The organism is Paracoccus denitrificans, assembly GCF_900100045.1.
Lineage (GTDB): Bacteria > Pseudomonadota > Alphaproteobacteria > Rhodobacterales > Rhodobacteraceae > Paracoccus > Paracoccus denitrificans.
In genome coordinates this window covers 170339-182678 of the sequence record NZ_FNEA01000010.1, presented here as the reverse complement: position 1 = coordinate 182678, position 12340 = coordinate 170339, and the positions used below count along the sequence as shown (strand labels likewise).

11 protein-coding genes are annotated in these 12340 nt (G+C 69.8%); 6 read left to right on the top strand and 5 right to left on the bottom strand.

The genetic code is table 11. The annotated features are described in order from the left end of the window. Positions 1–178: 178 nt before the first annotated feature. A complete protein-coding gene (tuf, locus tag BLT64_RS11000) occupies positions 179–1354 on the bottom strand; it encodes an elongation factor Tu (RefSeq protein ID WP_011747079.1) in 1176 nt (391 codons plus the stop codon). Positions 1355–1562: 208 nt separating this feature from the next. Here tuf and BLT64_RS10995 point away from each other — a divergent pair, with 208 nt between their 5' ends. Continuing rightward, a complete protein-coding gene (locus tag BLT64_RS10995) occupies positions 1563–2510 on the top strand; it encodes a DUF533 domain-containing protein (protein ID WP_011747078.1) in 948 nt (315 codons plus the stop codon). Here BLT64_RS10995 and dinB read toward each other — a convergent pair. From dinB to BLT64_RS10980, 3 genes are read right to left on the bottom strand one after another with little or no spacing between them, the layout of a single operon-like run. Beyond that, on the bottom strand, positions 2501–3592 hold the full coding sequence (gene dinB / locus BLT64_RS10990; RefSeq protein WP_011747077.1) for a DNA polymerase IV: 1092 nt from the start codon (positions 3590–3592) through the stop codon (positions 2501–2503). The two genes, BLT64_RS10995 and dinB, sit on opposite strands and share 10 nt — an antisense overlap. Then, entirely contained in the window at positions 3589–4305 is a 717-nt protein-coding gene (gene ygfZ / locus BLT64_RS10985) for a CAF17-like 4Fe-4S cluster assembly/insertion protein YgfZ (protein ID WP_011747076.1), read from the bottom strand. The genes dinB and ygfZ overlap by 4 nt, the downstream gene beginning before the upstream one ends. Continuing rightward, the gene (locus tag BLT64_RS10980) at positions 4305–6044 is read right to left on the bottom strand and encodes an ABC transporter ATP-binding protein (protein ID WP_011747075.1); all 1740 of its coding nucleotides are present in this window, start codon (positions 6042–6044) and stop codon (positions 4305–4307) included. The genes ygfZ and BLT64_RS10980 overlap by 1 nt, the downstream gene beginning before the upstream one ends. A 260-nt stretch (positions 6045–6304) precedes the next feature. Here BLT64_RS10980 and BLT64_RS10975 point away from each other — a divergent pair, with 260 nt between their 5' ends. The 5 genes from BLT64_RS10975 to BLT64_RS10955 all read left to right on the top strand — a co-directional run bounded on the left by BLT64_RS10975 (position 6305) and on the right by BLT64_RS10955 (position 11373). Next, positions 6305–7477 carry a pyridoxal-phosphate-dependent aminotransferase family protein gene (locus tag BLT64_RS10975; RefSeq protein WP_011747074.1) on the top strand — a complete coding sequence of 391 codons (1173 nt, stop codon included), beginning with the start codon at positions 6305–6307 and terminating at the stop codon, positions 7475–7477. A gap of 60 nt (positions 7478–7537) precedes the next feature. Beyond that, complete coding sequence (locus BLT64_RS10970; RefSeq protein ID WP_011747073.1) at positions 7538–8575, top strand: siderophore-interacting protein; 1038 nt, start codon at positions 7538–7540, stop codon at positions 8573–8575. Positions 8576–8728: 153 nt separating this feature from the next. Beyond that, the gene (gene exbB / locus BLT64_RS10965; RefSeq protein ID WP_041529771.1) at positions 8729–9961 is read left to right on the top strand and encodes a tonB-system energizer ExbB; all 1233 of its coding nucleotides are present in this window, start codon (positions 8729–8731) and stop codon (positions 9959–9961) included. Positions 9962–9964: 3 nt separating this feature from the next. After that, positions 9965–10528 carry a TonB system transport protein ExbD gene (gene exbD / locus BLT64_RS10960; protein WP_074810457.1) on the top strand — a complete coding sequence of 188 codons (564 nt, stop codon included), beginning with the start codon at positions 9965–9967 and terminating at the stop codon, positions 10526–10528. Beyond that, entirely contained in the window at positions 10525–11373 is an 849-nt protein-coding gene (locus tag BLT64_RS10955) for an energy transducer TonB family protein (protein WP_011747070.1), read from the top strand. The genes exbD and BLT64_RS10955 overlap by 4 nt, the downstream gene beginning before the upstream one ends. On the opposite strand, the gene BLT64_RS10950 is transcribed toward BLT64_RS10955, so the two are convergent. Then, complete coding sequence (locus BLT64_RS10950; protein WP_074810454.1) at positions 11354–12337, bottom strand: hydrogen peroxide-inducible genes activator; 984 nt, start codon at positions 12335–12337, stop codon at positions 11354–11356. The two genes, BLT64_RS10955 and BLT64_RS10950, sit on opposite strands and share 20 nt — an antisense overlap. Positions 12338–12340: the final 3 nt, after the last annotated feature.

Genomic DNA, 12340 nt, shown 5'->3' with positions numbered 1-12340 from the left:
GCCAACGGCAAGGGCCGCTCCTTTTGGAGCGGCCCTGTCATCGCGATATCCCTTGCGGGATCACCGGATGGTCCCCGGCGGGGCCGCGGCCTTGGGCCGCCGCCCCTGACGGATCACTTCAGGATCTTCGACACGGAGCTTGCAGCGCGTCTCGGGACCCTTCCGTGATCCTGACGGATCACTTCAGGATCTTCGACACCACGCCGGCGCCGACCGTGCGGCCGCCCTCGCGGATCGCGAAGCGCAGCTTCTCTTCCATCGCGATCGGAGCGATCAGCTCCACCTCGAACTTCAGGTTGTCGCCAGGCATCACCATCTCGGTGCCTTCCGGCAGCTTCACCGTCCCGGTCACGTCCGTCGTCCGGAAGTAGAACTGCGGACGGTAGTTCGCGAAGAACGGCGTGTGACGGCCACCCTCTTCCTTGGTCAGGATGTAAGCCTCGGCCTCGAACTCGGTATGCGGCGTCACCGAGCCGGGCTTCGCAAGGACCTGCCCGCGCTCGACGCCGTCACGCTCCACACCGCGCAGCAGCGCGCCGATGTTGTCGCCCGCTTCCCCGCGATCCAGCAGCTTGCGGAACATCTCGACGCCCGTGCAGGTCGTCTTCTTCGTCGGACGGATGCCCACGATCTCAAGCTCGTCGCCCACGTTCACCGCGCCGCGCTCCACGCGACCGGTCACAACCGTGCCACGGCCCGAGATCGAGAACACGTCCTCGATCGGCATCAGGAACGGCAGGTCGACGGCGCGCTCGGGCGTCGGGATGTAGTCGTCCACCGCCTTCATCAGCTCGCGGATCGAGTTCTCGCCGATCTCCGCGTCGCGGCCTTCCAGGGCGGCCAGCGCCGAGCCCTTCACGATCGGAATGTCGTCGCCGGGATAGTCGTAGGACGACAGAAGCTCGCGCACTTCCATCTCGACCAGTTCCAGAAGCTCGGGGTCGTCCACCTGGTCGACCTTGTTCAGGTACACCACCATGTAGGGAATGCCCACCTGCCGGCCCAGCAGGATGTGCTCGCGCGTCTGCGGCATCGGGCCGTCGGCCGCGTTCACCACCAGGATCGCGCCGTCCATCTGCGCCGCACCCGTGATCATGTTCTTCACGTAGTCCGCGTGGCCGGGGCAGTCCACATGCGCGTAGTGACGGTTCTCCGACTCGTATTCAACATGCGCCGTCGAGATCGTGATCCCGCGGGCACGCTCCTCGGGAGCGCCGTCAATCTGGTCGTAGGCCTTGAATTCACCAAAATACTTGGTGATCGCGGCCGTCAACGTCGTCTTGCCGTGGTCAACGTGACCAATCGTCCCAATGTTGACGTGCGGTTTCGTCCGTTCAAACTTTGCCTTTGCCATCATGGCCTCCTATCGGGGGGGCCACCCGCGCGACAGCCCCCGTCGTGAAACATCCGCCGCGACTTATAATCGTGCCGGGGAAAAATCAAGGGCGCCCGGGCCTTTGCCGCAGGGCCTGTGGCAGTGGAACCGGAACCCGGCGAATACGTTGGAATTGCGCAGACAAGGCTGCCTGGCCGGGCGGTCGCAACCCTTTCGGAGTAACGAGATGAGCCTGATGAAATCCCTCGCCCGCGTCGCGGCCGGCGTCATGCTGGCCAAGGGGATCGGAACCATGATGAAGAACGCCCAGAACCGGCCGCAATCCGGCGGCGGGCGTGGGTCGGGCGGGCTGCTCGACGAGCTCTTCGGCAACAACACGGCCGGGGCCGGCAATCGCTCGACCGGCTCGGGCGGGCTGGGCGACATGCTGGGCCAGGTGCTCGGCGGCCGTTCGGGCGGCGCGGGCGGCGGGGCCGTCGTCGTTGGCGGCGGCGCGCCCTATGGCGGATCGCACTCGCCCCGCCATGCCGGCACGGCGCAAGGCGGGTTGGGCGGGCTGCTGGACCAGTTGACGGGATCGCGCGGCAGCTCGGGTTCGGGCGGCGGGCTTGGCGGGATCCTGGGCGGCGCGGCCGCAGGCGGGCTTGGCGGCATGCTGGGCGATCTGCTGGGCGGGCGCGGCGCGCATCAGGGCCAGGCTCCGCAAGGCGGCGGGCTGGCGCAAAAGGACGCCCAGCCGCAGAACGACGCCAGCTTCGGCGAGCTGTTCAACGAGGCGCTGGCCAGCGGCGACGAGCCCACGACCGCCCCCACCCCGGAACAGAACGCGCTGGCCGGGCTGATGCTGAAGGCGATGATCCAGGCCGCGAAATCCGACGGCGAGATCGACGAGAACGAAAAGACCAAGCTGATGTCGGAATTCGGCGAACTCGACGACGAAGAGCGCGCCTTCATCCGCGAGCAGATGGCGGCGCCGGTCGATGCCGCGGCCCTGGCGCGCGAGGTGCCGCAGGGCTTCGGCCCGCAGGTCTATCTGATGTCGCTGATGGCGATCGAGTTCGACAACCGCAAGGAGGCCGAATACCTGCACGCGCTTGCCGAAGGCCTGGGGCTCGACAAGGAGACGGTGAACGGCATCCACCAGAAGGTCGGCGTCATCAACCTTTACGCCTGATCGAACAGGCCCAGCTGGCGCGGCGGCTCGTCCTGCCGCGCCTCCTCCAGTCCCGACAGGGTGATGCCCAGCAGCCGCACGCCATGCGGATCGGCAAAGACCGGCGCCAGCAATTCGCAGGCCATTTCCAGCATTTCGTCGCGGCTCTCGACGGCGCGCGGCAGGGATCGCGCCCGGGTGATCTGGCGGAAATCGCCGTATTTCACCTTCAGCGTCACCGTCCGCCCGCGCAGGGCAGCCGTGGTCGTGTGGCGCCAGACCTTGTCGGCCAGCACCGCCAGCGCCTCATGCGCCGCAGCAATGTCGCGCAGATCCTCGAAATAGGTGTTCTCGGCGCCGATGCTCTTGCGGATGCGGTCCGGCTTGACCTCGCGCGTGTCGATGCCGCGGGAAATATTCCAGTAATAGGCACCCGACTTGCCAAAGCGCGCGGTCAGGAAATCCAGGCTCTGCCGGGCAAGGTCGGCGCCGGTCAGGATGCCATGCGCCTCCATCCGCGCCGCCGTGGCCGGGCCGATACCGTGGAAGCGGCCGATGGGCAGGCCCTGCACGAACTCTGCCCCCGCCTCGGGCGGGATCACGAACAGCCCGTCGGGCTTGCGCTGGTCCGAGGCCAGCTTGGCCAGGAACTTGTTGTAGCTGACCCCGGCCGAGGCGGTCAGCCCGGTCGCCTCGCGGATGCGCGCCCGGATCTCCTTGGCGATGCGGGTGGCGGTCGAGCCGTTCAGGTGGTCGGTCAGGTCCAGATAGGCTTCGTCCAGCGACAGCGGCTCGACCAGCGGGGTGTATTCGGCAAAGATCGCGCGGACCTGCTGGCTGACGGCACGATAGACGTCGAAGCGCGGCTTCACGAAGATCAGGTCGGGACAAAGCCGCATCGCCCGCATCGAGGGCATGGCCGAGCGCACGCCATAGCGCCGCGCCTCGTAGCTGGCCGCCGCCACGACGCCGCGCTGGATGCCGCCCACGGCGACGGGCTTGCCGCGCAGGGCCGGGTCGTCGCGCTGCTCGACCGAGGCATAGAAGGCGTCCATGTCCACATGCACGATCCGCCTTATGCGCTCGGTCGGATCGGGTGTCATGGCAGGATGCGGGCATCCCCCGCCACCAGCCCCTCACCCATGCGGTCGAAGCGCATATAGGCGATGGCGCGGTCCCCCGACTGGGTGAAAAGCGTGCCCACCTCGCGCCCATCGGCCATCAGGATCGGCGTGCCGACGGGGGCCGCGCCCTCGATGCCGACCGTCACCAGCCCCTTGCGCAATTCGGTCTTGTGCTTCATCCGCGCCGTGACCTCCTGCCCGACATAGCAGCCCTTGCGGAAATCGACGCCGTGCAGGCGCTCGAACCCGGCCTCCAGGATGAAGGTTTCGTTCGGGATCAGTTCGACCAGGGTTTCGGGGATGCAATGCGCGACCCGGATCGCGTCCCAGTCGCTGCCGTCGTCCCCCTCGCCGCCGTAAAGCCGCCAGCCCAGCGCGTCGTGCCGCGGGTCCATGATCGCACCCTCGGGCGCCGGGCCGGTGCCACGCGCCACGGTCAGGTCGGTCGGCTCCAGCGCGACCTTCGAGCGCAGCTTGTACATCGACAGCCGCCGCATCAGGTCGCCCTCCAGCCGCGCATCGACGTCGACCAGCAGCCGCTCGCCATCCGGCACGATCAGGAAATCGGCCAGATACTTGCCCTGCGGCGTCAACAGCGCCGCCCAGCAAGGCTCGGGGCCGACCTTGTTGGTCACCAGCCCTTGCAGGAACTCGACCCGATCCTCGCCCGAGACCGCCAGAATCCGCCGCATCACTCTTCTCCGAATTGCAACCTGACCAGCGCGGCATAGGCACCGCCCTGCGCCATGAGTTGGTCGTGATCGCCCTCTTCGACAACCCGGCCGGCATCGACAACCACGATCTTGTCGGCCTGCCGCACGGTCGACAGCCGGTGCGCGATGACCAGCGTCGTGCGCCCGGCCGACAGCTCGTCCAGCGCCTGCTGCACCACCCGCTCGCTTTGCGCATCCAGCGCACTCGTCGCCTCGTCCAGAAGCAGGACCGGCGCATTGCGCAAAACGGCGCGGGCGATGGCGACGCGCTGGCGCTGCCCGCCCGACAGCGCCGAGCCGCGCGGCCCGGCCGGCGTGTCCAGCCCCATGGGCAGCGCATCGGTGAAATCGGCGACATGGGCGGCGACGATTGCGCGGCGCAGCGCCTCGTCGTCCTGTTCGCGGCCCAGCAGGATGTTCTCGCGCAGGGTCTCGTCGAACAGCGCCGCGTCCTGGCTCACGGTCGAAAACTGGTCGCGCAGCACCCCCAGGTCGAACTCGCGCAGGGGCACGCCGCCCAGCGTGATCTGCCCCGATTCGGGGTCGATAAGCCGCGTCAGCAGGTTGAAGACCGTGGATTTCCCCGCCCCCGAAGGCCCGACCAGCGCCGTGGTCTTGCCCGCCTCGGCGGTGAAGCTCAGCCCGTTCAGCACCGGATGGTTGTCATAGGCCAGCCGCACGTCCGCAAAGCGGATGGTGGTGTCGGGCGGCGGCTCGCGCCGCGGACCCGAGACGATGGTGGGCCGCATGTCCAGCACGGCATAGATGCGTTCCAGGCTTGCCGCCGCGATCTGCCAGGTGCCGGTCAAGGCCCCCAGCCGGCGCAGCGGCTGGAAGGCCAGCGCCATGGCGGTGAAAAAGGACATGAAGTCGCCCACCGTGCGCTCGCCCCGCGTCACTTCGGCCCCGCCCAGCGCCAGGACGCCGATGAAGCCCAGCCCGGTCACGACGTCGACCAGCGCCGGCACCGTGGCGCCGATGCCCGACATCTTGACCTCGGCCTGGCGGATGCGGGTGACGATCTGGGCAAAGCGGCCGGCCTGGTAATCCTCCATCCGGTTCAGCTTGACGGCGTTGATGCCGTGCAGCACCTCGTCCAGCCGGGTGGCGCGCTGGCTGGCATTGACGCGGTTCTGCCGCATCTTGCGCCGGATATAGCGCTGCACCACCAGCGTCGGCAGGATCAGAAGCGGCGCACCCACCACCGCCGCCATGGTCCACCAGGGATCGACGGCCAACGCCACGCCGAACAGCGACACCAGCGAGACCATGTCCCGCCCGGCCCCGGCGATGAAGGTCGACCAGACCCCCTGCACGGCGATGGAATCGCCCTGCACCCGCTCGATCAGCGCACCGGGGGGGTTCTGCTGGAAGAAGCCTCCGTCCAGCACCATGATATGGCGCAAGAGATCCGTCTGCATGCTGGTCGAGACCGCCAGCGAGACCGAGGTCATCAGGCTGCGGTTGATGACGAAGGTCGCGGCGCGGATCAGGAACAGCGCAAAGATGACGCCGCCGACCCACCAGATCGCATCGGTGTCGCCGCCGACGAAGACCCGGTCGAACAGCGGCTTCAGCATCCAGCTGAGCAGGCCCAGCGTCGAACCCTCGATGACAAGGAACAGCAGCGCCAGCAGGATGCGCCCGGAATAGGGGTGCAGATAGTCGCGCCACATGCGGGCGAACAGATTGGCCGTCCTGTGAATCCTGTCCGCCATCGCACCCCCGGAAATTCGGTCAGGCCAAGGGATAAGCCGCAAGCCGCTCGGGGGCAACCCGCTGCCACCCCGTGCCCGCCACCACCGTCTGCCCGCCACCGGCACCCAACCCGCATGCGACGGCCCTGCGCTTCTTCGTTCCCCAAATACTCCTGCAACCGTGGAACCGGCGCCGGCTCCGCCGCCTGGCACCGCGCGCGCCCGTTGACCTTGCGCGGGGGTCGTCCTACCGATGGCGCATCAGTCGAAAGGCATTTTCCATGAGCTTTGCCCAGGGCCGCGCCGTCCTTGCCATCCCCGGCCCCTCGCCCGTTCCCGACCGCGTGCTGCGCGCCATGCATCGCGCCTCGCCCGACATCTACGGCCCCGAACTCGCGGCCGAGAACCGCGCCATGATCGCCGGGCTGAAACGGCTGGCCGGCACCGCGGGCCATGTCGCGCCCTATATCGGCAACGGCCATGCCGGCTGGGAGGCGGCCAATGTCAACCTGCTCGACCGGGGCGAGCGGGCCCTGGCGCTGGTCTCGGGCCATTTCGGCCGCAGCTGGGCCGCCTCGGCCCGCGCGCTGGGGATCGAGGTCGAGGAGCTGGATTTCGACCTCGCGCCCCCCGATCCGCAGCGCCTGGCCGACCGACTGGCGCAGGACCGCGAGGGGCGGATCCGGGCGGTGCTGGTCTGCCAGGTCGATACCGCAAGCTCCGCCCGCGCCGACATTCCCGCCCTGCGCGCCGCCATGGGCGACCATCCCGTCTTCCTGGCCGTCGATGCCATCGCCTCGCTGGGCTGCGAGCCGATGCGGATGGACGAATGGGGCGTCGATCTGCTGGTCTCGGCCAGCCAGAAGGGGCTGATGGTGCCGCCGGGCCTGACCTTCGTCTGGTTCTCGGACCGGGTGAAGGCGCGGGCGCGCAGCGGCCTTGCCACGCCCTATTGGGACTGGACCCCGCGCGCCGAGGCAGAGGAGCTCTGGCAGTTCTGGGGCGGCACGCCGCCCGTTCAGCACATCTTCGGCCTGAACGAGGCGCTGCATATCTTGCTGGACGAGGAAACCCTGCCCGCCGCATGGGCGCGGCACGAGGGGCTGGCGCAGGCGACTTGGGCGGCACTGGACCACTGGGGTGCGGGCGGCCATGGCATCGGCCCGCTGATCGCCGATCCCGCCGGTCGTGCCCGTTCCGTCACCGCGGCCCGCCTTCCGAATGCCGCCGCCCTGCGCGAATGGACCGCCGCCAAGGCGGGGGTCACGCTGGGCATCGGCCTTGGCGCCCCCGATCCCGACAACGCGCTGCGCATCGCGCATATGGGCCATGCCAATGCCCATCAGCTTCTGGGCGTGCTGGCCGTGATCGAGGCCGGGATGGCCGCGCTGTCCATCCCGCATGGCAAGGGCGCGCTGGAGGCTGCGGCGGCCGAGATCGCCCGGCTCGCATGAGCCCTTGCAGCATCGCGCCGGATACCCGACCTTTGCCCCCGAAGGCATGAAAGGCGACCGATGCGCATCACCCCCCTGCCCGAGTTCCAGTCCGAGGCCCTGCTGCCCGAACAGGACTTCGCGCCCATCGAGCGGCTGATCCGCGACGAGGCCCGGGAACACGGGCTGGACCTGCATACCGGCCATGGCCGCTCGATCTGGTGCCAGGTCGAGATGGGCGAGTTTGGCGCCAAGCGGCGCGGCGACGGCGTGCTGGTCTTTGCCCGGGCACATCGCGCCGAATGGCTGGATGCGATGCAGCAGGCGATCTCGGAGCATCTGGCGCATCACCTGCCCGGGGCGGCAGCGGCGCTGCGCTGGCCCTCGGCCGCGGATGCCGGCCAGTTGCCGGGGAATTTCAGCTTCGCCCAGGTCGCCGGCGTCCGGCCGCTCTGCCCCGGCTTCCTGCGCGTGCGGCTGGCCGCGCCCGACCTGCACCGCCTTGCCGGCGGGGATTCGATCCATTTCCGGCTGGTGCTGCCCCGGTCCCGAGACGCTGCGCCCGAATGGCCGCATATCGGCGCGAACGGCCAGATCGTCTGGCCAAAGGGCGACAAGGCGCTGCACCGCCCGGTCTATACCGTGCGCCGCATCGACGCCGATGCAGGCTGGCTGGACCTGGACGTTTTCGACCATGCCGGCGGGCGGGCGGCACATTGGGCGCGCACCGCGCCTGCCGGCACGCGCATCGGCCTTGCCGGCCCCAGCGGCGGCGGCATCCCGCAGGTCGCGCGCCTGATGCTTGCGGGGGACGAGACCGCCTATCCCGCCATTGCCCGCATCCTCGAATCGCGTGCCGCTCAGGCCCAGGGCGAGGTCTGGCTGCTTGGCGCGCAAGCGGACTATCCGCTGCCCCGGCCCGCGGGCTTCCGCTTTCGCCACCTGCCCGGCGGAACGGCCGCGCTTTGCGCGCTGCTGCGTACCGAGCCGCCCCCGCCCGACAGCTATCTGTGGATGGCGGCAGAGAAATCCGGCATCGCCTCGATCCGTGCCCTGATGCTGGAAACGCTTGGCCACGATAAAGCCCGCAGCCATCTGGCGGCCTATTGGTCGGCATAAAGCCCGGCGGACGGACCGCGGAATAGTTGACAATTTTACCTTGGTGATCGATACGAGCCCCAAACCGCGGCCAAAGGGCTGGCGGCATGCATGACATGCGCCGCGCCCCAGCAAGATGCGGACGGACCGAATGCCGGAACTATAAGGATCGCCATGACTCAGATGTCGCTGCCGCGCCACCGCGCGGGGACCGCCGTTGCGTTGACTTGCCTGCTGCTTACCGCGCCGCTCTCGGCCCAGGAAAGCACCACCAGCGGCCAGCCCGGCCCGGCGCCCGAGGTTCAGGCCCAGCCGGCCAGCCCGGCTGCACCCGAGGCGGCCGCACCGCAAACCGCCGCACCGGAAACGACAGCGCCGGCAACCCCTGCCCCCGCAACCCCCGAACCTGCGGCGACCGAGACCACCCCGCCGACCCAGGCGCCCGAGACGGCCGCCCCGGCGACCCCGGCAACCCCGCCTGCGGCAACGGAGCCCGCCCCCACCGCGACCACGCCGGAAACCGTCGAGCCGGCCCCGGCCACCCCGGCGCCCGCCGCCGAAGCACCGGCCGCCCAGACCCCCGCGACAACGCCCGAAACCCCCGCTCCGGCGACCCCGGAAGCGGCCGAGCCCGCCGGCTCGGGCTTCTTGCCGCAGGCGGTGCAGGACGCGCTGGCGCCGATGCTGACCCCACCGGAACGCGATCCGAACCTGCCGCATGACCTGTCCCCCTGGGGCATGTTCCTGGCCGCCGACTGGGTGGTGAAGGCCGTGATGATCGGCCTGGCCTTCGCTTCGGTCGTGACCTGGACGGTGCTGGTCGCCAAGGTGCTGGAGCTGCTGGGCGCCACGAACCGCGCGCAATCCGGCATCCGCCGCATCGAGCACGCCGCAAGCCTGCCCGCCGCCCTGGCCTCGGCCGGCAGCCGCCGCGACCCGGTCTCGCGCATGATCCGCGCCGCCGCCGCCGAATACGACCGCTCGGCCCCCGCGCTGGACCAGGCCGGCGACTCGGGCATCAAGGAGCGCGTCGATTCGCATCTGGACCGGATCGAGGCCATCGCCGGCCGCCGCATGAGCCGGGGCACCGGCGTGCTGGCCACCATCGGTTCGACCGCGCCCTTCGTGGGGCTGTTCGGCACCGTCTGGGGCATCATGAACAGCTTCATCGGCATTTCCCAGGCGCAGACGACCAACCTTGCCGTCGTGGCGCCAGGCATCGCCGAGGCGCTGCTGGCCACCGCCATCGGCCTGGTCGCCGCCATCCCGGCCGTGGTGATCTACAACGTCTTCGCCCGCGCCATCACCGGCTACCGCCTGCGGCTCGCCAATGCCGCCGCCGGGGTCAAGCGCCTCGTCAGCCGCGATCTCGACTTCCGCGGCTCCGTCTCGCGCACGGAGGTCTGAGCCATGGCCGGCGGCATCCGCGAAACCCAAGGCGACGATCTGGTCGAGAACCACGAGATCAACGTCACGCCCTTCATCGACGTGATGCTGGTGCTGCTGATCATCTTCATGGTGGCGGCGCCGCTGGCCACGGTGGATGTGAACGTGGACCTGCCGATCTCGAACGCGACGCCAGCGCAACGGCCCGACCAGCCGGTCTATATCACGGTCAAGCCCGACCTGACGCTGGCCATCGGCAACGAGGACGTGCCCGCAGGTGGCCTGGCCGCGGCACTGGCCACCGCCACCGAAAACAACCGCGAGGAACGCATCTTCCTGCGCGCCGACAAGGACGTGTCCTATGGCGACCTGATGGGCGTCATGAATACCCTGCGCGAAACCGGCTATCTGAAGATCGCGCTGGTGGGGCTTGAAACCACCGGGGCCGGGGCCGCCCTCGACCCCGCATCCCCGACCGGCGCCGAACCGGCGCCCGCGCCGGGTGCGGCAGCAGCGCCGGCACCTGCCGCGCCCGCACCCGCCCAGACCGCATCGACCCCGACCAGCGGAGGAGCACCCACGCCATGAGTTGGAAGCCTTCCTCGGCCCTGCGCGAAAGCGCATTATGGGGCACCGCTGCGGCGGTGGCCCTGGCCGCGCATATGGGAGGCGCGCTGTGGATCCTGCAACGCGCCGAAGCCGCGGCACCCCCCGGCCTGCCCGATCCCGTCTTCGTCGAGCTGGCGCCGATGCCCGAGGCCGCCGCCCCGCCGGACGAAGCCGAAACCCCCGAAATGGCCGAGGCGGAACCCGAGCCGGAGCCGGAACCCGAACCAGAGCCGGAGCCGGAGCCCGAACCGGAACTCGCCATGCCGCCGCTTGAGGAGCTGGAGCCGCTGGCGGACATGAACTCGCTGTTCCCGCCGCCGCCCGACGCGGTGGTGCTGCAAAAATCCGAACGCCCCCCCGAGCGCCCCGAACGTGAGCCGGAGCCCGAACCCAAGGTCGTCGAAAAGCAGCCCGAGCCGAAAAAGCGCGAGAAAAAGGAAAAGGCGCCGGAAGAGCAGCCGGCCCGCCAGCGGACGACCCAGGTCCGGGCGCCGCAATCCGAGCGCACCGCCGCACCGCAGGGCCAGGTCGGCACGCCCAGCCCGCGACAGGTGGCAAGCTGGCAATCCAAGGTGCAGTCCGCGGTGGCGCGCCACATGCAGCGCACCCGCTTCAGCGGGCGCGGCGGCACCATGACCGTGACCGTGCGCTTCAGCGTCGATCCCAGCGGTCGCGTGGCCGGAGCCTCGCTGGCCAGTTCGACCGGGGACGCGAGCATCGACTCGGCGCTGAACCGTCAGGCTTCGCGCATGCCGCGCCTGCCGGCACCGCCCTCGGGACAGACCACCTCGCTGGTGCTGCCGGTCAAGATCGTCCTGCGGTGACCCGGCGCCGCACCGGCTCCTTTGGGGGCAAGCCGGGCGCGGGGCGGGCAATCGGCTCGATCCCCAGCACCGGGGCAAGGCCGCGCACCGCCTCTGCCAGGGTCCGCGCATCCGTCTCTGCCTCGGCGTTGCGGCGCCAGACCACGGCCAGATCGCGCGAGGGCGCGGGCTCGGTAAAGGGCACGATGCGCAGCCGGCCGTCGCGGTTCTCGTCGGCCAGCGCCAGCCGGGGGATCAGCGTCATGCCCATGCCGCTGGCCACCATCCGCATCAGCGTGGCCATCGAGGACGCTTCCAGGTTCAGCTTGCGGCGCGGGCTGCGCATGCCGCAGACCTCCAGCGCCTGATCGCGCAGGCAATGGCCGTCGGCCAGCAGCAGCAAGCGGTCGGCCTCGATGCTCTCGGGATGGGCGGAGCCGGAAAGAAAGCTGGTGTCGCCGCCCGGCAGCGCGACCAGGAAGGCGTCGCGCAGCACCGCCTCGGCCTCGATGCCCGGCTCACTGACCGGCAGGGCCATGATCCCGACATCGAAACGATGGCTCAGCACGCCCGAGATCACCTCGTCGGTGGCGATCTCGTGCATTTCCAGGTCCAGCGTCGGGTGGTTGGCGCGCAGGGCCGGCACCAGATGCGGGATCAGATAGGGCGCAACCGTCGGGATGATCGCCAGCCGCAGCCGCCCCGACAGGGGCGAGCGCCCGGCCCGCGCCAGCGCATCCAGCCGCTTGGCGGTGTCGATCAGTTCCTGCGCCACCGGCAGCAGCCGCTCTCCCAGCGCGGTCAGCCGCACCGGACCTGCGCCGGCGCCGCGTTCGAACAGCGTCCCGCCCAGCCGCGCCTCGAGCTGGGCGATCTGGCTGGACAGGCCCGGCTGCGAGACATGCACCGTCTCGGCGGCGCGACCGAAATTGCCAAGCCGGGCGACGGCCAGGAAATAGGTGATCTGGCGCAGGGTGAAATTCATAAC